The organism is Micromonospora sp. NPDC049089 (assembly GCF_040648775.1).
Classification (GTDB): domain Bacteria; phylum Actinomycetota; class Actinomycetes; order Mycobacteriales; family Micromonosporaceae; genus Micromonospora.
In genome coordinates this window covers 9,522-26,497 of the sequence record NZ_JBEZEH010000087.1, presented here as the reverse complement: position 1 = coordinate 26,497, position 16,976 = coordinate 9,522, and the positions used below count along the sequence as shown (strand labels likewise).

Below are 16,976 nucleotides of genomic sequence, written 5' to 3'. Positions count from 1 at the left end.
CCGCCCCGCGGCGGGCGGGCCGCCGGTGGGCACCCCCGCACCGCCCGCGCCCCCCACCACCCCCCCCCCGGGGGGGGGCGGCCCCCCCCCACGGCGCCCCCCCCCCACGGCGGAAAGGAGTTTCCGGGCATGACCGTCCAGCTCGACGCCCGTCCGCCGGTCGTACCGGCACCCCAGCGCCCGTCAGGTCGGCTCAGCCGGCTCGACACCCGGTTCTCGCCGTACCTCTACATCGCCCCGTTCTTCCTGATCTTCGGCGTCTTCGGGGCGTACCCGCTGGCGTACACCTTCTGGGTCTCGCTGCACGACTGGGACCTGCTCGGAGTCGACCGCCCCTTTGTCGGGGCGGAGAACTACACCCGGCTGCTGGCCGACGCCGACTTCTGGCACGCGCTGGTCAACACGCTGGGGATCTTCGTGATCTCGACCGTCCCGCAACTGCTCGCCGCGCTCTGGCTGGCCAACCTGCTCAACCGCGGCCTGCGGGCGCGTACCGGTTGGCGGATGGCGGTGCTCGTCCCCAACGTCACGTCCACGGCCGCGGTGGCGATCGTCTTCGGGGTGCTCTTCGGCCGCGAGTTCGGCATGATCAACTGGTTGCTCGACCTGGTCGGGCTGGACGCGATCGAGTGGAAGTCCAACCGGCTGGCGTCCTGGGTGGCCATCTCCGCCATGGTCGACTGGCGGTGGACCGGCTACAACGCGCTGATCCTGCTGGCCGCGATGCAGGCCATCCCCCGCGACCTGTACGAGGCGGCGGCGATCGACGGCGCCAGCCGGGCCCGACAGTTCTGGTCGGTCACCGTGCCGATGCTCAAGCCGACGATCATCTTCTGCACCATCATCGCCACCATCGGCGGCCTGCAACTCTTCACCGAGCCCCGGATGTTCAACTCCGGCACCAACCCGATCCGCGGCGGGCCACTGCGCGAGTCGCAGACGCTGACCATGTACATGTTCGAGAACGCGTTCGCCCCGCACTACAACTTCGGGTACGGCTCGGCAGTGGCCTGGCTGCTCTTCGCGCTCATCGCGATCGTCGCGGCGGTCAACGTGCTCATCCTGCGCCGCCTCGGTGGCGGGGACCGATCGCAGAAGGGAGCCGCGCGATGAGCCGACTCTGGCGGGCCAGCCCGCTCACCTACCTCGCCCTGGTCGTCGCCGCCGGCCTGTCGGTGTTTCCGATCTGGTGGATGTTCGTCGTCGCCAGCCGCAGCAACGACGCGATGGGCCAACTGCCACCCCCGGTCACCCCCGGCGGCAACCTGGGCGCGAACATCGCCCGCCTGTTCGACAACACCGACGCGTACTTCATGACCGGCCTGATCAACTCGGCGGTCGTCGCCACCACTGTGACCGTCTCCGTGGTGTTCTTCTCCAGCCTGGCCGGGTTCGCCTTCGCCAAGCTCAGGTTCCGCGGCCGTAACGCCATGCTGCTGGTGATCATCGCGACCATGATGGTGCCGACGCAGCTCGGCGTGATCCCGCTCTATCTGCTCATGAGCAAGCTGCACTGGAACGACCGGCTGCCCGCGGTCATCGTCCCGGTGCTGGTCACCGGGTTCGGGGTGTTCATGATGAGGCAGTACGCCGGCCAGGCCATCAGCGACGAACTGATCGAGGCCGCCCGCATGGACGGCTGCGGCACCGCCCGGATCTGGTGGCATGTCGTGGTGCCCGCCCTGCGTCCCGCCGCCGCCGTCCTCGGTCTGCTCACCTTCATGACCACCTGGAACGACTTCCTCTGGCCGTACGCTGTACTGAACGACCCGACGAATCCAACAGTGCAACTGTCCCTACGCGCACTGTCGGACGGGTATTACCAGGACATGTCGCAGGTGTTCACCGGAACGGCCATCGCGACGCTGCCCCTGCTACTGGTCTTCGTGTTGTTCGGCCGGCAGATCATCGGCGGAATCATGGAAGGTGCGGTCAAGGCGTGAACGAGCGGAGCGAGTCAACCAACCGGCCCGGCAACGAGATCCGGTTTCCCGAACACTTCCTCTGGGGGACGGCCACCGCCGCGTACCAGATCGAGGGCGCGGCACGCGACGACGGTCGCGGTCCGTCCATCTGGGACACCTTCAGCCGTACGCCGGGCAAGGTGTACCAGGGTCACACCGGCGACGTCGCCTGCGACCACTACCACCGGTACGCGGACGACGTGGCGCTGATGGCCGAGCTGGGCCTGCGGGCGTACCGGTTCTCGGTGGCGTGGCCGCGGATCCAGCCCGACGGCACCGGCCCTGCCAACCCCCGTGGACTGGACTTCTACGACCGGCTCACCGACACGCTGCTCGACCGGGGAATCGACCCGATCGTCACCCTCTACCACTGGGACCTGCCGCAGGCCCTGGGCGACCGGGGTGGCTGGACCAACCGGGACACCGCCGAGCACTTCGCCACCTACGCCACAGCGGTGTACGCCCGCCTCGGCGACCGGATCGACGTGTGGACCACGCTGAACGAGCCGTGGTGCTCGGCCTACCTCGGTTACGCCAACGGCCTGCACGCTCCCGGCGAGCAGGATCCGGCGGCGGCCTTCACCGCCGTACACCATCTGCTGTTGGGGCACGGCCTGGCGGCGCGGGCGTTGCGGGCGGCCGGCGCGCGCAGCGTGGGCGTCACCGTCAACCCGGCCGACGTACGCCCGGCCGACCCGCAGAGCGCGGCCGACGCCGCCGCGGTCCGCCTGGTCGACGGCCTGCACAACCGGATCTTCCTCGACCCGCTGCTGGCCGGCGGCTACCCGGACGACGTCCGCGAGCACGTGGCCCGGATCGTCGAGCCGACGTTCATCCGTGACGGCGACGAGAAGGTGATCGCCGCCCCGATCGACCTGCTCGGCATCAACTACTACGCCCCGACCTACGTCGCCGGTCGGCCCGACGGCGGCGGCAACGGCGCGTACCCGGGCACCGAGGGCGCTGTGCACTTCCTGCCACCGGCCGGGCCGCTCACCGACATGGGTTGGATGATCGAACCGACCGGGCTCACCCGGCTGCTGGAGCGGATCGCCGCCGACTACCCCGGTGTGCCGCTGCTGATCACCGAGAACGGTGCGGCGTTCCCCGACAAGCCCGGCGCCGACTCGCCCGACGGCCCGACGCAGGTGATCGACGCCGATCGCATCGCCTACCTCGACGGGCACCTCCGCGCGGCGCACGAGGCGATCTCCCGGGGCGTGGACCTGCGCGGTTATCTCGTATGGTCATTCCTGGACAACTTCGAGTGGGCGGAGGGTTACCGCAAGCGGTTCGGGATCGTGCACGTCGACTACCTGACCCAGCGGCGCACACCGAAGGCCAGCGCCCGGTGGTACCAGGAGGTGATCTCCCGGAACGGGCTGTGACGAGCGGGGGGAAAGCGCGATGACGACGGCGCAGCGGCCGACGCTCGAAGCGGTGGCAGCGCGGGCCGGAGTGTCCCGCGCCACCGTTTCCCGGGTGGTCAACGGCTCCACCACCGTCGCCGAGCCGATCCGCGAGGCGGTCACCCGGGCGGTCGCCGAGTTGGGGTACGTCCCCAACCTGGCGGCCCGCAGCCTGGTCACCCAGCGCACCGACTCGATCGCCCTGGTCATGCCGGAGGCGGCCACCCGGGTCTTCTCCGACGACCAGGTCTTCCCCGGCATCATCCGGGGCGTCAGCCAGGAGTTGGAGGCGGCTGACAAGCAACTGGTGCTGATGCTCGCCGGCTCGCCGGCCGGGCACCACCGGGTCGAGCGGTACACCACCGGCCGGCACGTCGACGGCGTGCTCTTCGCGTCGCTGCACGGTGCCGACCCGCTGCCCGGCACGCTGGCCCGACTCGGCATCCCGGTGGTGGTCAGCGGTCGGCCGCTCGGCGACGTGCCCGTCCCGTACGTCGACGTCGACCACGTGGCCGGGGTGACCGCGGCCGTCCGGCACATGATCGACAGCGGTCGTCGACGGATCGCGACCATCGCCGGGCCACAGGACATGGTCGCCGGGATCGAACGGCTCAGCGGCTACCGCAGCACTGTCGCCGACGCGGGGCTGCCCGAGATGGTCGCCATCGGTGACTTCACCAGGGAGTCCGGGTCGGCGGCGATGCGGCACCTGCTCACCGAGCACCCCGACCTGGACGGCGTCTTCGCCGCCTCCGACCTGATGGCGCACGCCGCCCTGCGGACGCTGCGCGAGGCAGGTCGGCGGGTGCCCGACGACGTGGCGGTGGTCGGCTTCGACGACATCGAGACAGCCGCCTACACCGAGCCGCCGCTGACCACCGTCCGGCAGCCGATCGTGGAGCTCGGCCGCCGGATGACCCGCCAACTGCTCCGGCTGGCCGCCGGGGAGACCATCGAGCAGGCGATCATGCTGCCCACCGAGCTGATCCGTCGGGCCTCCGCCTGACCTGCTGGTCGGTGGCCGGTGCGGGAGCACGCGGTTAATGCATCGCTGGGGCAGACGATCTTGGTTAGCCTCGCCGACATGCCGGATCCTGTCGCACTGCTCAGCTGCTCCCACCAACTCGTCGAGGTCGAGGCCGTCCTCGCGGCCGTACGGATGGGGGCCTGACGTGCGCATTCGTGTTGCGCAGCCGGACGATGCTCCGGGCGTGGTGGCGCTGCGGGCGATCGTCTTCCCGTACCAGGTGCGCGGCGTCGAGTCGACCCGGAAGATGATCGCCGATCCGGTACCGGGCCGGGACTGGGTCGCCTTCGTGGCCGAGGTCGATGCCCAGGTCGTCGGTTGGGTGACGGCGCAACGCAACGCGTCGACCTCGACGGCGGGCTTCGGTGACATCTCCCTCCTGCACGTGCACCCGGAGCACCGGCGGCGCGGCATCGGCACCGCGCTGCTGACGACCGCGACAGGTCACCTTGCCCCGCTGGGGGTCCGCCGGCTCCGCGCCTTCGCTCAACCGGAGGCGCTGCCGTTCGCCCGCCGACACGGCTACGAGCCCAGTCGTGAGCTGCGCTTCTCTGCGCTCGAACTGAACCCGGCACCCGAGCTGCCGGAGCCGCCGCCGGGCGTACGGCTGCTCCCGATCTCCGACCTCGACCCGCATCGCCTCTATGCGGCGGACGTGGCGGCAGCGCTGGACGAGCCGGGCGACGTACCGGTCGACTCGATCAGCTACGAGAGCTGGCAGTACGACGTCTGGGACAACCTGGGCCTGGACAAGGAGTCCAGCACCGCTGTCGACGTCGACGGGGAGGTGGCCGCCTTCAGCCTGGTGAAGCGGGACGGGGACCGGATGTGGTCGGACTTCACCGGCAGTCTCCCGGCGTACCGGGGGCGGGGCCTCGCCCGGCTCGCCAAGACGGCAGCGCTGCACCGGGCCGCCGCGAACGGCGTGCGCGTCGCGTACACCTCGAACGACGAGGCGAACGGGCCGATGCTCGCGATCAACACCCGGCTGGGCTACCGCCCGGTGGCATCCGAGTGGTCCTGCCTGTCCGACCTGACCTGATCTGACGGCACACCCTGCGTCGATCTTGCACTTCCTGTCCCGACACAAGGGACACAGGCCCTCATGTCGACAACCGAAACTGCAAGATCGGCGGGGCGGGGCGGGGCAGGGCGAGGGCGGGGCGAGGGCGGGGCGGGGCGGGGCGGGGCGAGGTCAGGGTGTTTCGAAGATTCTGCGGGCGGTGGCGTAGGTATCCGCCTCGAACAGCACCAGGCGGGCTTCGGTGACTGTTGTCGGGGTGGCCGGGCGCAGCACCGTCAGGGCCTGGCGGACCGCGTCGTCGACCGGCCAGCCGTAGATGCCGGCAGAGATCAGCGGGAAGGCCACAACGGCCGCGCCCAGTCCGTCGGCCACCCGCAGGCTGTTGGCGTAGCAGTCGCGCAACAGCGCCGACCGGTCCTCCGTGGCCGACCAGACCGGCCCGACGGTGTGGATCACCCAGCGGGCCGGCAGCTCCCCGGCCGTCGTCGCCACCGCCTGCCCGGTGGGCAGGCCCCTGCCGTAGCGGGACGCCCGCAACGCCCGGCACTCCGCGAGGATCGCCGGCCCGCCGCGCTGGTGGATGGCACCGTCGACCCCTCCGCCGCCGAGCAGGGACGAGTTCGCGGCGTTCACGATGGCGTCGACCCGCTGGGCGGTGATGTCGCCCTCGACCAGGGTGATCTCCACGTCAGTCCTTCTCGATGGATTGGCCGAGCGATCGGCGGGCCAGCAGGGTGGCGCCCGCGACCGCCGCCGGCATGATCAACACCGCGCCGAGTGGGATCAGGAAGCAGAGGAAGACGGCCACTCCGAAGCCGAGCGCGGTGGGTCGGTCGGCCTTCAGGATCGTCCGGCGCTGCGGCAGCCGCATCCCCCGTCGGTAGAACGGTGCACCTACCAACTCCACGGCGAGGAACCACCCGCCCACGGCCGCCCCGATGACCGGGACGACGGTCTGGCCGACCACCGGGATGAAGCCGGCGACGAAGAGCGGGATGCCGACCAACGCCGTGAGCGCCAGCAGGCGTACCGAGTCGGCGAGGCTACGGCGCAGCGACGACCAGAAGGGCACGTCCACAGCGCCCGGCGTGCCCCCGTACCGCTGCTCGACCTGCTCGGAGATCTTCTCGTAGAACGGGTCGCCGATGACCAGCGTGACGGCGGTGAAGGTGAGCACGCCAAGCAGGCCGCCGACCCCCAGGAAGGCCAACCCGGCGATCACCCGGACCAGGCTGCGTCCGGTGCTCGACCAGTCGTCGGCGAACGGGGTGACCAGCGCGGCGAGATCGTCCACGAAGTACACCAGTGTGGCGAGCGCGGCCAGGAAGAGCACGCCGGAGATCAACGCCGGCACGATGCCGAGCAGCATCAGCCCCGGGCTGCGGACGTAGAGGCCCAACCCACGCAGGAGCAGCCCCGCCCCGGCGAGGAAGCGTCCGACGACCCCGGTCACCGGGCTGGCGATTCTGCTGGCATCCACGATCGAGCAGCCTAACCAGCGGTGATCGAATCCGCCGGGCGGAGCGCTAGCAGCGAGCCGCCCCGTACACATCAACCGGTTGACGGACGGCAGCGATCCACCGGGGACGCCGAGGTTCGTCGCTGACCGGTCGATTCGCCGGCGGGCCACCCCGACCACCCTTGAGGGTACGAAGTCAGCGGCGGCGAAAGGCGACACGATGCCGGTCATCGAGGTGACCCACCTGAAGAAGCGGTACGGCGACCTGGTGGCGGTCGACGACGTGTCGCTCGCCGTGGAGGCCGGGGAGATCTTCGGCGTTCTCGGCCCGAACGGCGCCGGCAAGACCACCACCGTGGAGTGTGTGGCCGGGCTGCGTGTCCCCGACGGGGGCGGGGTGTCTGTCCTCGGGCTCGACCCCCGCCGGGACGCGGCCCAGCTACGCCAGCGGGTCGGGGTGCAACTCCAGGAAAGCCAACTGCCGGACCGGTTGCGGGTGGCCGAGGCGCTGGAGCTGTACGCCTCGTTCTACCGCAACCCGGCCGACCCGGCCGAGCTGATCGACAAGCTGGGCCTCGGCGACAAGCGGAACACCGCGTACAAGAAGCTCTCCGGCGGCCAGAAGCAGCGGCTCTCCATCGCGCTGGCCCTGGTCGGCAACCCGGAGATCGCCATCCTCGACGAGCTGACCACCGGGCTGGACCCGCAGGCCCGCCGGGACACCTGGGGCCTCATCGAACAGGTCCGCGACAGCGGGGTGACGATCGTGCTGGTCACCCACTTCATGGAGGAGGCCGAGCGGCTCTGCGACCGGGTCGCGGTGATCGACCGGGGTCGGGTGGTCGCCCTGGACACCCCGGCGGGCCTGGTGTCGACGGTGGCTCCGGAACAACGGATCCGGTTCCGGCCCTCAGCTCCGGTCGACGACCGGCTCCTCACCGACCTGCCCGAGGTGTCCGCCGTGCAGCGAACCGGCAGCCAGGTGGTGGTGACCGGCACCGGCGAGCTGCTGCACGCCGTCACGTCGGTGCTCGCCCGCCACCAGATCGTCGCCGCGGACCTGCGGCTGGAGCAGTCCACCCTCGACGACGCCTTCGTCGAGCTGACCGGGCACCGGCCCGCCAACTGAGAGGAAGCACAATGCACGCCTTCCGCCAGATTCTGAGGGTCGAGGCGCGGCTCTACCTGCGGGACCTGCCGACGCTGCTCACCATAGTCGGGCTGCCCACACTGATCCTGGTGGTGCTCGGGTTGATTCCCTCGCTCCGCGAGCCGGATCCGAACTTCGACGGGCAGAACTTCGTCAATTACTTCGCCCCGTCGCTGTTGGTGGTCACCCTGGCCATGGTGGGGGTGAACACGATGCCCATGGCGCTGGCCACCTACCGGGAACGCGGCGTGCTGCGTCGGCTGGCGACCACTCCGGCGCACCCGGGCGCTCTGCTCGCCGCCCAACTGGTGGTGGCCCTGGCCGCGATCCTGGCCAGTGCGTTGCTGCTCATCGTCGTCGGCCGGTTGGCGTTCGAGGTGCCGCTCCCCCGGCACCCGTTCGGCTTCACCCTGGCGTTCGTCCTCGGCACGGCGGCGCTGCTGGCGCTCGGCCTGCTGGTCGCCGCCGTGGCCAAAACCACGAAGGCGGCACAGGCCCTGGCCGTCCCACTGTTCCTGCTCACCATGTTCTTCGGCGGGGTCTACCTCCCCCGGTTCCTGCTCCCCGACGTCGTGGCGCGGATCGGCGACTACACGCCGCCCGGGGTGCAGGCGCTCCTCGACGCCTGGACCGGCACTGCGCCACAGCCGCTGCACCTGGGAATAATGGCGGTGATCGCCGTGGCGGCCGGTGCCGGCGCGGCGAGACTGTTCCGCTGGGAGTGAGCGGGGATGCGATGACACGCGACGGTGGGCACGACCGTCTGGCCAGCTGGCGAGAACGCGAGGCGGTCCTCTACCGCGTCTTCCCCTTCGGTGGGCTGACTCTGGGCACCCTGCTGGCCCTCGTCGCACCGGCACCTGACCAGCCCGGGGCGTTGCCCACCCTCGCCGTCGCCGTGGCGGCCGGAGGCTGGGTCGCCTGGTTCGTCATCCTGCACCCCGGCTGGCAGAGCCGGCGCAGACCGATGGCGGTCTACTACGCCGGGCTGCTCACGTTCGCCGCCGCGCTGGTGGCGGCCAGTCCGTGGTACGGCTTCTTCGCCTGGATCGGGTACATCCACGCCTTTCCGGTGCTGCCCGGGCGCTGGCGCGTCGCGGGCGTGGTCACCACGGCCACCCTGGTCGCCACGTCGCAGGGCGGTGGTCTGTCGGTGGTGGTGTCGCACCTGCCGCTGTGGCTGTTGCTGGTGCTGTTCAACCTGGTGGTGGCCGGCTCGGTGAGCTGGTTCGCAATGATCGCCGAACAGGAGGACGCCAAACGCAAACGGTTGATGGCGGAACTCGGTGAGACCAACCGTCAGCTCACCGAGACGGTGAATGAGAACGCCGGGCTGCACGCCCAGCTGCTCACCCAGGCCCGGGAGGCCGGCGTGCTGGACGAGCGGCAACGAATGGCGCGGGAGATCCACGACACCCTGGCGCAGGGATTGACCGGCATCATCACCCAACTGGAGGCGGCCGAGCAGAGCCGCGACCGGTCGGCCGACTGGCGCCGGCACGTCGACAACGCGCTCGCCCTGGCTCGGGAGAGCCTCACCGAGGCCCGCCGCTCGGTGCAGGCGGTCCGCCCGGAACCGTTGGAAACGGCTCGGCTACCCGACGCCCTGGTCGAGCTGGGCGGGCGTTGGTCGGCCCTGAACGGGGTACGGGCCGACGTGGCCACTACCGGCACGCCCCGCCCGCTGCACCCGGAGGTGGAGGTGACCCTGCTGCGGGCCGCCCAGGAGGCGCTGTCAAACGTGGCCCGGCACGCCGCCGCGTCGCGGGTCGGGCTGACCCTGTCGTACATGGCGGACGTGGTCACGCTCGACGTCCGTGACGACGGGGCGGGCTTCGACGTCGCCGACCAGCCGGCGTCCCGTGAGCCGGGCGGCGGGTACGGGTTGACCGCCATGCGGCAACGGGTGACAAGGGTCGGTGGCGAGTTGGCCGTCGAATCCGAGCCGGGCAGCGGCACCGCCATCTCGGCGTCCGTTCCCGCGCTACCCGGAGGTGCCGGTTGACCGCCCCGATTCGGCTGCTGATCGTCGACGATCACCCGGTGGTGCGGGACGGCCTGCGGGGGATGTTCACCGGTGACCCCGATTTCGAGGTGGTGGGCGAGGCGGCGGACGGCTCGGAGGCGTTGGCCCTGGTCGCGTCGCTGCAGCCGGACGTGGTGCTGATGGATCTACGGATGCCCGGCATGGACGGGGTGACAGCCATCGGCAGGCTGGCTCGCACCGGCAGCACCGCCCGGGTGCTGGTGCTCACCACCTACGACACGGACGCGGACGTGCTGCCGGCGATCGAGGCAGGTGCGACCGGATACCTGCTCAAGGACACACCTCGGGAGGATCTGGTTCGCGCGGTCCGAGCGGCAGCCCGGGGCGAGTCGGTGCTGGCGCCGAGCGTCGCCGGCCGGCTGATGGGTCGGCTGCGCGCTCCCGCCGAGGAACCGCTCAGTCAACGGGAGCTTGAGGTGCTCACCCTGGTGGCCCGGGGCGCCTCCAACCGGGAGGCGGCGACCCGCCTGTTCATCAGCGAGGCCACCGTCAAGACGCACCTGCTGCACGTGTACGCCAAGCTCGGGGTCAACGACCGGGCCGCTGCGGTGGCCACCGCGTACGACCGGGGGTTGCTGACGCCCGGCGGGCGGTGAGCGGCACCGGGCAGGATGGGCGGATGCGCGCGTCCCGACTGATCTCGTTGCTGTTGCTGTTGCAGTCGCGCGGGTCGATGACAGCGGGCGAGCTGGCGCGGGAGTTGGAGGTCTCCGAGCGGACCGTCTACCGGGACGTTCTGGCGCTCTCCGCGGCGGGCGTGCCGGTCTACGCCGACCGAGGGCGGGCCGGCGGCTACCGCCTGCTCGGCGGGTACCGCACCCGGCTGACCGGGCTGACCCGGGACGAGGCGGAGGCGCTCTTCCTCGCCGGGCTGCCCGGACCGGCCGGCGAGATGGGGCTCGCCGACGCCGTCGCGTCCGCCGAGCTGAAGGTGCTCGCCGCACTGCCACCCGCACTGCGCGACGCGCCGGCCCGAGCCGGGCAGCGGTTCCACCTGGACGTACCGGGCTGGTTCCGGCAGAGCACGCCACCGCCCTGGCTGCCCGAGCTGGCCCGAGCGGTCTGGGGCGACACTGTGGTGGAGCTGCGCTACCGACGCGGCGACCAGGAGGTGACCCGCCAGGTCCAGCCGTACGGCCTGGTGCTCAAGAGCGGGGTCTGGTATCTGGTCGGTCGGGTCGGCGACGATGTACGCACCTACCGGGTGGACCGGGTCACCGGGGTCGAGGTGGGCGACGAACACTTCGACCGCGACGAGGGCTTCGACCTGGCCGGGCACTGGCGCGAGCAGGCCGGGTCGTTCCTGCGGACCATGCTGCGGACCGAGGTCGCCGTCCGCCTGAGCCCCGCCGGCCTGCGCCAGCTCCGGCACCTGGTCGACGCCCCCTTCGTGTACGACGAGGTGGTCGCCACCGCCGACGAGCCCGACGGGCAGGGGTGGGTCGTAACGCGGCTGCCCGTCGAGTCGGTCCCGGTGGCGTACCACCAACTGCTGGGCCTCGGCCCCGAGGTCGAGGTCATCGACCCACCTGAGCTGCGGCGGTTGTTCGCGGAGAGCGCCGAGCGGCTCGCCGCGCTCTACCGGTAGCCGGTCACGTCCGCCGGCTTGCCCGCGTCGACCACCTCGGTGATATAGCGGAAACCCTCGGGTTGGCTGCCGTCGAGGTCGGTGAAGCCGTACACCTTGGACAGGCTGCCGGCGTCGACGGACCTGCCGTTCCAGCGGGCCTTCTCCTCGTCGGCGGCGAGCGCGGCCACCGCCCGGCCGACGAAGGCCGGGGTCTCCGAGATGAGGAAGTTCGGGTCGGTGGCGGCCCCGTCGCGCCAGTTCTCCTCGGTCACTCCGAAGTGCTCCAGCATCGCCTCGGAACGGATCCAGCCGGGGGTCAGTGCCACGGCCGTGCAGCCGTGCGGCTTCAGTTCGTGCGCCTGACTGAAGGCGAGCCGGTTGACCGAGACCTTCGCCAGGTCGTAGAAGACCGACAGCCGGTAGTTCTCGTCGTTGTACGCCTTGGTGCCGTCGCCCATCTCCACCACCAGGCCACCGGGCTTGCGGATCAGCAGCGGCAGGGCGAAGTGGCTGGTGATGATGTGCGTGTCGACGGCCAGTCGCAGGGTACGGAAGCCGGCGTCGAGCGGTTGCTCCCAGACCGGCTTGTCCCAGGTGACCAGTGGGTCGCCGCCCCAGATGTCGTTCACCAGCACGTCGAGTTGGCCGTGCTCGGCGTCGATCCGGGCGACCAGGTCGCGGACCTGATCGGGCACTAGGTGGTCGACCTGGACGGCGATGCCGGTGCCGCCGGCCGCGGTGACCAGCTCGGCGGTCTCCTCGATGGTCTCCGGTCGATCCATCTCGGAGCGGCCGGCCCGGGAGCTGCGACCGGTGGCGTAGACAGTGGCCCCGGCCGCGCCGAGCTGAACGGCGATCTGCCGCCCGGCGCCACGGGTGGCACCGGCGACGAGCGCGATCTTTCCGGTTAGCGGTTGTGTCATGCCTGCGACGTTGTCAGGGATACCTGACAACCGACGTCCGAATTCGGTACTCGATCTAGTCGACCAGTCGGACCCGGACCCGGCGGTTGGCCCGGCCCTTGCTCTCCACCTTCACGACCTGGACCTTGCCGATCTGGGCGGTGGAGGCGACGTGGGTGCCGCCGTCGGCCTGCACGTCCAGCCCGACGATGTCGACGATCCGGACCTCCTGCTCATCCGGCGGGATGAGGTTGGACTGGGTACGGATGATGTCCGGCAGGGCCAGCGCCTCGGTGCGCGGCAGCACCCGGGTGGCTACCGAGCGGTCGGCGGCCACCTCGGCGTTGACCAGCTCCTCGATGCGACTCTTGAAGTCCGGGGGCACCTCGGGGAGGTTGAAGTCCATTCGGGCCTCGCCCGGTTCCATCGAGTTGCCGGTCACGAGCGCACCGAAGTCGCGGAACACCACACCGCAGAGCACGTGCAGCCCGGAGTGGGTACGCATCAGCCGGGTGCGGCGCTCGTCCTCCACCGCGCCGACGACCTCGGTGCCGACCGGCGGCAGCGGATCACCCTCGGCGGGAATCAGGTAGGGGTCGTCGCCCTTGCGGGTGCCGACGATCCGGGTCTGCACGCCCTGCCAGAGCAACACACCGTGGTCGGGTGGTTGGCCACCACCGCCCGGGTAGAACGCCGAACGGTCCAACACGATGCCCTGCTCGGCATCGGAGTGCAGGACCGTGCACGTCCATTCGCGCAGGGTCGGGTCGGCAAGGTCCAGCCGGTGCGTCCGGCCGTGCTGTGTGACGCCCATGACAGGGCAGGTTACTCGTTCAGGAAGCCGGAGATGCGGTCCCGCAGATCGGCGCGTTCCGACCAGAGCACGCCGGGCCGGTCGTACACGTGCAGGGTGGCCTGGGGCAGCGCCACGGCGAGCCGCTCGGCGACCTCGACCGGGTGCAGGTCGTCGCCCGCGCAACCGATCACCAACGCCGGTGCGGTGACCGCCGTCAGGTCACCGATCTGGCGCAGCGGTGTCTGGTCGGTGAGCGTGGCCAGACCGTCGGCGAGACCGTCACGGAGCAGTTGGTCGAGCCGTTGTCGCAGGTAGGCCCAGCCGGCCGGGGTGTTACGCACCGCCGGGGGCAACTCCAGCGTGACGATGTCGGCGACCGCCGAGGCGTCGCCGCTCTCCACCGCTTCCAGGAGGTCGGTGATGCGCTCCCGGGCGGCCGGCCCGCGTGGCTCGTCGAGGACCGCCGGCAGGAAGAAGACCAGCTTGTCGAAGCGCTCCGGGCTCTCCACGAGGAGTCGGCAGAGGGCACCCGCGCCGAGACTCGCGCCGAACGCCCGGCTGGCGCCGCCAAGGTCGGCGATCGCCCGCAGATCCCGGGCCAGGTCCAGATAGTCCCACGGCCCGTCCGGGGCTTCGGAACGGCCGTGCCCACGGAACTGGAAGAACACCTTGCGACCGTTCACCCCACTGCCGAACGGTCGGGTGGTGGCGATGCCGTTGCCCAACCCGTGCGCGAACACGGTGACCGGATCACCGGTGCCGGTGACCAGCCGTTCCAGCCGTACGCCGTGCGGGGTGGTGATCAGCTCGGTCTCCGGCTCCGGCAGCGCCGGCCGGCCGGTACGCGGCCCACCCGGCCCGGGACCCCAGGTGCGGGGCCCGCTGTCGGGTGGGGGCGGCCAGCGAAAACCTCTCACCAGAACCCTTTGCCGTCACCGAGTTCGCGGAGGCCGATTCGGACATCGAGCAGATAGATCAGACCGGCGGCGATGCCGACCAGTCCGAAGAGGCTGATCGGACCGAAGCCGAGCAGGGTGAGCACGAGGCAGACCGCCAGGATGGCGATCCAGCCGCCCTTGGGCAGCGTCCCGATGGCGGGGAAGGCGTCGGAGCGCTGCGTGATCGCGTGCACCAGGGCGACACCCTGAACGATCAGCGCGAAAACGAGCAGGATCAGCTGGATCACTTCACGGACGGCGAAGGCGAAGATCGGCGCGGCGTTGGCCATGCCGGCCAGTTTATGTCCACGACCCCGGCTACGTCCGACAAGGACGCCACCGGGGTCGCGGCCACGGTGAACTACTCGGCTGCCGGACGGGTCCGCTTGGTGGCCCGGGGAAGCTTCGCCGACGGGGCCTCGACCGGCTTGGCGGCCTTCGGCGCGCGGGCGGCCTTCTTGACGGCGGCCGGCTTGGCCTCGGCGATCTCCGCCACGTCGGCCGGGGTCGGCGCGTCGGTGGGGGCCGCAGCGGTGGGGGTGGCGGCAGCCGCGGGGGTGGCGGCCGGCGTCACGGCCTCGGTGGCCTCGATGTCGGCGTTGACCGTCTCGGCGGCCTCCAGCACGCCGGCACCGACGACCCGCTCGCCCCGGGCGACCAGCGCGCCGTACGCCGCGAACGCACGCTCCTGGGCGACCTGGGCGCCCGCGACCACCAGGGCGGCGTTGCGGGTCGCGGCGGCGCGCAGCTTGTCGATGTCGGCGGCCTCGCGCAGCTTCGCCAGGTCGGCGGTCTCGTTGGCGGTGCGCAGCGTCTCGGTGGCCTTCTGCTTCAGCTCGAAGCCGGTCAGCACGGCCCGGCCGCCCAGGTCGGCGACGACCCGGGTGCTGAGGACGCCGACCACGGCCGGCAGCTTGCGCAACTGCTCGATGGCCAGTTCACCGGCGCCGGCTGCGGCGTAGATCGGGGCGGGGATGCGGTTGGTCTTCGGCTCGCTCATGACGTCTCCTCTTCGGCCGCCTCGGCGGCCTTCTTCTTCTGGGGGATGCTGGTGCTGCCCGGGGCGGGGGCGGTGCCCGCCTCGGTGACGGCGACCGACTCGAGCACGGCCTCGGTCGGGGTGCCGCCGACGGTGGTGGGGCCGGTGGCGGCCACATTGGCCAGGTCCGCGGCCTGGCTGGCGGGCTGGTCCGCGGCCCGATCGGCGGGCTGGTCGGCCTGCGCCGTCTCGGCTTCGGCCTCGGCCAGCCGGGTGTTCTCCCGGCGGAACGTCTCGTAGATCTGACTGAGCGACTGCTTCTGCGCCATCGTCAGGTCGGCGTCCACGGCGATGGCGGCGAGCACCCCGTGGCCTTCCTTGTCGTCGAGCAGACCGGCGCGCAGGTACATCGCCGGCGTGGACACCCGCAGCGCGCTCGCCAGTTGCTGGAGCACCTCGGCGCTGGGCTTGCGCAGGCCGCGCTCGATCTGGCTGAGGTACGGGTTGCTGACCCCCGCCTGCTCGGCGAGCTGCCGTAGCGAGATCTTGGCGTTGCGCCGAAGATCGCGGATGAACCCGCCGACGTCGGGAAGGTCCTTGGGTGTGGCCATGCCAGCGACGCTAACCGCCCGCGCTAGCTGTTGCAAGCAAAACGCTAACCATAGTTAGCAAGGTCTCAGGACCCCGTTTGCGCGCCGCTCAACCGATCCGTACGGTCCGTCCGTGGACAAGATCACAGTCAATGGAGCAAGCATCGCGTACGACGAGGCCGGCACCGGTTTGCCCGTCGTTCTGCTGCACGCCGGAATCGCCGACCGGCGGATGTGGCGGGGGCAGGTGTCCGCGCTCGCCGCCCGGCACCGGGTGATCGTTCCGGACCTGCGCGGCTACGGAGACTCCGAGCTCCCCCCGACCCCGTTCACGCACCACGACGACGTGGCCGGGCTGCTGGACGCGCTCGACCTGCCCCGGGCCGCCCTGGTCGGCTGCTCCTTCGGTGGGGCGGTCGCCATCGACACCGCGCTGGCCCACCCCGACCGGGTGAGCGCGCTCGCGCTGTTCGACACGGCGGTCTCCGGGAACGAGTGGTCCGACGAGGCGAACGACCTCTGGGACGACCTGGTCGGCGAGGTCGACCCGGACGACTTCGTCGCCGGTGCGGCCGGTGAGGTCCGGTTCTGGGTGGTCGGCCCGCGACGCCAGCCGGAGGACGTCGACAGGGAGCTGGTCGCGTTCGCGCAGGAGATGGACCAGCGTGCCCTCGCCGCAGAGCTGGCGCTTGGCGCGGTCGAGGTGGGAGAGCTGTCGCCACCGGCGATCGGTCGTCTCGGTGAGCTGAAGATCCCCGTCCTGGTCACCGCCGGCGCGGCCGACGTGCCGGACATCAGTCGGCTCGCCGACCGGATCGCCGCCGAGGTCCCCGGCGCGGTACGACTGCCCGACGTGCCGGACGCCGCCCACCTGCTGCCGCTGGAGCGCCCGGAGCCGGTCAACGCCGCACTGCTCGACTTCCTGAGCTAGAGCGCGCTCACCAGAGCGGGCGGACCGCCCCGACCGGTACCCCACCACCGAAGAGCGGCACCTCGGCGTACTCGGTCAGCACCGGAGCGTCCACGCCGAGCCGGCGCAGCGCGGAGACCAGTACCGGCATCCGGGCCCGGTCGGCGCCGTCGTCGATCTTCAACGCGACGGCGGCGGCGCCCCGCCCCGC

General features: G+C 71.3%; 19 protein-coding genes and 1 pseudogene. 11 read left to right on the top strand and 9 right to left on the bottom strand.

Translation table 11 applies throughout. The features are described 5' to 3' along the window. Positions 1-129: 129 nt before the first annotated feature. The 5 genes from AB0B48_RS16930 (at position 130) to AB0B48_RS16910 (ending at position 5,442) form a co-directional block, all read left to right on the top strand. On the top strand, positions 130-1,113 hold the full coding sequence (locus AB0B48_RS16930) for a sugar ABC transporter permease (protein ID WP_357202062.1): 984 nt from the start codon (positions 130-132) through the stop codon (positions 1,111-1,113). Beyond that, positions 1,110-1,943 (top strand): carbohydrate ABC transporter permease, encoded by an 834-nt coding sequence (locus AB0B48_RS16925; RefSeq protein ID WP_357202059.1) that lies wholly within the window; start codon positions 1,110-1,112, stop codon positions 1,941-1,943. Before AB0B48_RS16930 ends, AB0B48_RS16925 begins: the two co-directional genes overlap by 4 nt. Further along, on the top strand, positions 1,940-3,352 hold the full coding sequence (locus AB0B48_RS16920; protein ID WP_355005790.1) for a GH1 family beta-glucosidase: 1,413 nt from the start codon (positions 1,940-1,942) through the stop codon (positions 3,350-3,352). Before AB0B48_RS16925 ends, AB0B48_RS16920 begins: the two co-directional genes overlap by 4 nt. Positions 3,353-3,371: 19 nt before the next feature. Beyond that, positions 3,372-4,379 carry a LacI family DNA-binding transcriptional regulator gene (locus AB0B48_RS16915; RefSeq protein WP_357202054.1) on the top strand — a complete coding sequence of 336 codons (1,008 nt, stop codon included), beginning with the start codon at positions 3,372-3,374 and terminating at the stop codon, positions 4,377-4,379. A gap of 166 nt (positions 4,380-4,545) precedes the next feature. Continuing rightward, a complete protein-coding gene (locus tag AB0B48_RS16910; protein ID WP_357202051.1) occupies positions 4,546-5,442 on the top strand; it encodes a GNAT family N-acetyltransferase in 897 nt (298 codons plus the stop codon). A 153-nt stretch (positions 5,443-5,595) separates the two neighbouring features. Here AB0B48_RS16910 and AB0B48_RS16905 read toward each other — a convergent pair whose 3' ends face one another. Continuing rightward, positions 5,596-6,111, bottom strand: coding sequence for an O-acetyl-ADP-ribose deacetylase (locus tag AB0B48_RS16905; RefSeq protein ID WP_357202047.1), 516 nt, complete (start codon positions 6,109-6,111; stop codon positions 5,596-5,598). Position 6,112: 1 nt separating this feature from the next. Beyond that, positions 6,113-6,904 (bottom strand): EI24 domain-containing protein, encoded by a 792-nt coding sequence (locus AB0B48_RS16900; RefSeq protein ID WP_357202044.1) that lies wholly within the window; start codon positions 6,902-6,904, stop codon positions 6,113-6,115. Positions 6,905-7,103: 199 nt separating this feature from the next. Between AB0B48_RS16900 and AB0B48_RS16895 the strand changes: the two genes are divergently transcribed. The 5 genes from AB0B48_RS16895 to AB0B48_RS16875 are packed head-to-tail and all read left to right on the top strand — an operon-like array spanning position 7,104 to position 11,668. Further along, the gene (locus AB0B48_RS16895; RefSeq protein ID WP_357202041.1) at positions 7,104-8,012 is read left to right on the top strand and encodes an ABC transporter ATP-binding protein; all 909 of its coding nucleotides are present in this window, start codon (positions 7,104-7,106) and stop codon (positions 8,010-8,012) included. 11 nt (positions 8,013-8,023) lie between these two features. Further along, entirely contained in the window at positions 8,024-8,758 is a 735-nt protein-coding gene (locus tag AB0B48_RS16890) for an ABC transporter permease (RefSeq protein ID WP_357202038.1), read from the top strand. An 11-nt stretch (positions 8,759-8,769) separates the two neighbouring features. Then, positions 8,770-10,038 (top strand): sensor histidine kinase, encoded by a 1,269-nt coding sequence (locus tag AB0B48_RS16885; RefSeq protein ID WP_357202035.1) that lies wholly within the window; start codon positions 8,770-8,772, stop codon positions 10,036-10,038. Next, entirely contained in the window at positions 10,035-10,676 is a 642-nt protein-coding gene (locus AB0B48_RS16880) for a response regulator transcription factor (protein ID WP_357202032.1), read from the top strand. The genes AB0B48_RS16885 and AB0B48_RS16880 overlap by 4 nt, the downstream gene beginning before the upstream one ends. A gap of 23 nt (positions 10,677-10,699) precedes the next feature. Beyond that, complete coding sequence (locus tag AB0B48_RS16875; protein ID WP_357202029.1) at positions 10,700-11,668, top strand: YafY family protein; 969 nt, start codon at positions 10,700-10,702, stop codon at positions 11,666-11,668. On the opposite strand, the gene AB0B48_RS16870 is transcribed toward AB0B48_RS16875, so the two are convergent. The 6 genes and pseudogenes from AB0B48_RS16870 to AB0B48_RS16845 all read right to left on the bottom strand — a co-directional run. Next, entirely contained in the window at positions 11,659-12,573 is a 915-nt protein-coding gene (locus AB0B48_RS16870) for an SDR family oxidoreductase (RefSeq protein WP_357202026.1), read from the bottom strand. The two genes, AB0B48_RS16875 and AB0B48_RS16870, sit on opposite strands and share 10 nt — an antisense overlap. Before the next feature lie 55 nt (positions 12,574-12,628). Then, positions 12,629-13,366: an alanyl-tRNA editing protein gene (locus AB0B48_RS16865; protein ID WP_124858939.1), complete on the bottom strand. Its 738-nt coding sequence runs from the start codon at positions 13,364-13,366 to the stop codon at positions 12,629-12,631. A gap of 11 nt (positions 13,367-13,377) precedes the next feature. Next, entirely contained in the window at positions 13,378-14,265 is an 888-nt protein-coding gene (locus tag AB0B48_RS16860; RefSeq protein ID WP_355005802.1) for an alpha/beta hydrolase, read from the bottom strand. Next, positions 14,262-14,576 carry a DUF2516 family protein gene (locus AB0B48_RS16855; RefSeq protein WP_334507220.1) on the bottom strand — a complete coding sequence of 105 codons (315 nt, stop codon included), beginning with the start codon at positions 14,574-14,576 and terminating at the stop codon, positions 14,262-14,264. Before AB0B48_RS16855 ends, AB0B48_RS16860 begins: the two co-directional genes overlap by 4 nt. Before the next feature lie 71 nt (positions 14,577-14,647). After that, positions 14,648-15,286: a hypothetical protein gene (locus AB0B48_RS16850; RefSeq protein WP_357202021.1), complete on the bottom strand. Its 639-nt coding sequence runs from the start codon at positions 15,284-15,286 to the stop codon at positions 14,648-14,650. A gap of 113 nt (positions 15,287-15,399) precedes the next feature. Further along, positions 15,400-15,876, bottom strand: a pseudogene (locus tag AB0B48_RS16845) (helix-turn-helix transcriptional regulator); the annotation flags it as partial. Between the two features lie 112 nt (positions 15,877-15,988). Here AB0B48_RS16845 and AB0B48_RS16840 point away from each other — a divergent pair. Beyond that, complete coding sequence (locus AB0B48_RS16840) at positions 15,989-16,786, top strand: alpha/beta hydrolase (RefSeq protein WP_357202018.1); 798 nt, start codon at positions 15,989-15,991, stop codon at positions 16,784-16,786. Positions 16,787-16,793: 7 nt separating this feature from the next. Here the strand turns inward: AB0B48_RS16840 and AB0B48_RS16835 are convergent. Further along, positions 16,794-16,976: asparaginase (locus tag AB0B48_RS16835; protein WP_357202015.1), on the bottom strand; the 183-nt coding region annotated here is incomplete at its 5' end.

What these genes read in the sequence shown, in the direction of transcription:
- AB0B48_RS16895 (WP_357202041.1), top strand. Translation starts at nt 7,104, where the DNA reads ATGCCGGTCATCGAGGTGACCCACCTGAAGAAGCGGTACGGCGACCTG.
- AB0B48_RS16890 (WP_357202038.1), top strand. Translation starts at nt 8,024, where the DNA reads ATGCACGCCTTCCGCCAGATTCTGAGGGTCGAGGCGCGGCTCTACCTG.
- AB0B48_RS16885 (WP_357202035.1), top strand. Translation starts at nt 8,770, where the DNA reads ATGACACGCGACGGTGGGCACGACCGTCTGGCCAGCTGGCGAGAACGC.
- AB0B48_RS16870 (WP_357202026.1), bottom strand. Translation starts at nt 12,573, where the DNA reads ATGACACAACCGCTAACCGGAAAGATCGCGCTCGTCGCCGGTGCCACC.
- AB0B48_RS16915 (WP_357202054.1), top strand. Translation starts at nt 3,372, where the DNA reads ATGACGACGGCGCAGCGGCCGACGCTCGAAGCGGTGGCAGCGCGGGCC.
- AB0B48_RS16855 (WP_334507220.1), bottom strand. Translation starts at nt 14,576, where the DNA reads ATGGCCAACGCCGCGCCGATCTTCGCCTTCGCCGTCCGTGAAGTGATC.
- AB0B48_RS16930 (WP_357202062.1), top strand. Translation starts at nt 130, where the DNA reads ATGACCGTCCAGCTCGACGCCCGTCCGCCGGTCGTACCGGCACCCCAG.
- AB0B48_RS16850 (WP_357202021.1), bottom strand. Translation starts at nt 15,286, where the DNA reads ATGAGCGAGCCGAAGACCAACCGCATCCCCGCCCCGATCTACGCCGCA.
- AB0B48_RS16875 (WP_357202029.1), top strand. Translation starts at nt 10,700, where the DNA reads ATGCGCGCGTCCCGACTGATCTCGTTGCTGTTGCTGTTGCAGTCGCGC.
- AB0B48_RS16865 (WP_124858939.1), bottom strand. Translation starts at nt 13,366, where the DNA reads ATGGGCGTCACACAGCACGGCCGGACGCACCGGCTGGACCTTGCCGAC.
- AB0B48_RS16925 (WP_357202059.1), top strand. Translation starts at nt 1,110, where the DNA reads ATGAGCCGACTCTGGCGGGCCAGCCCGCTCACCTACCTCGCCCTGGTC.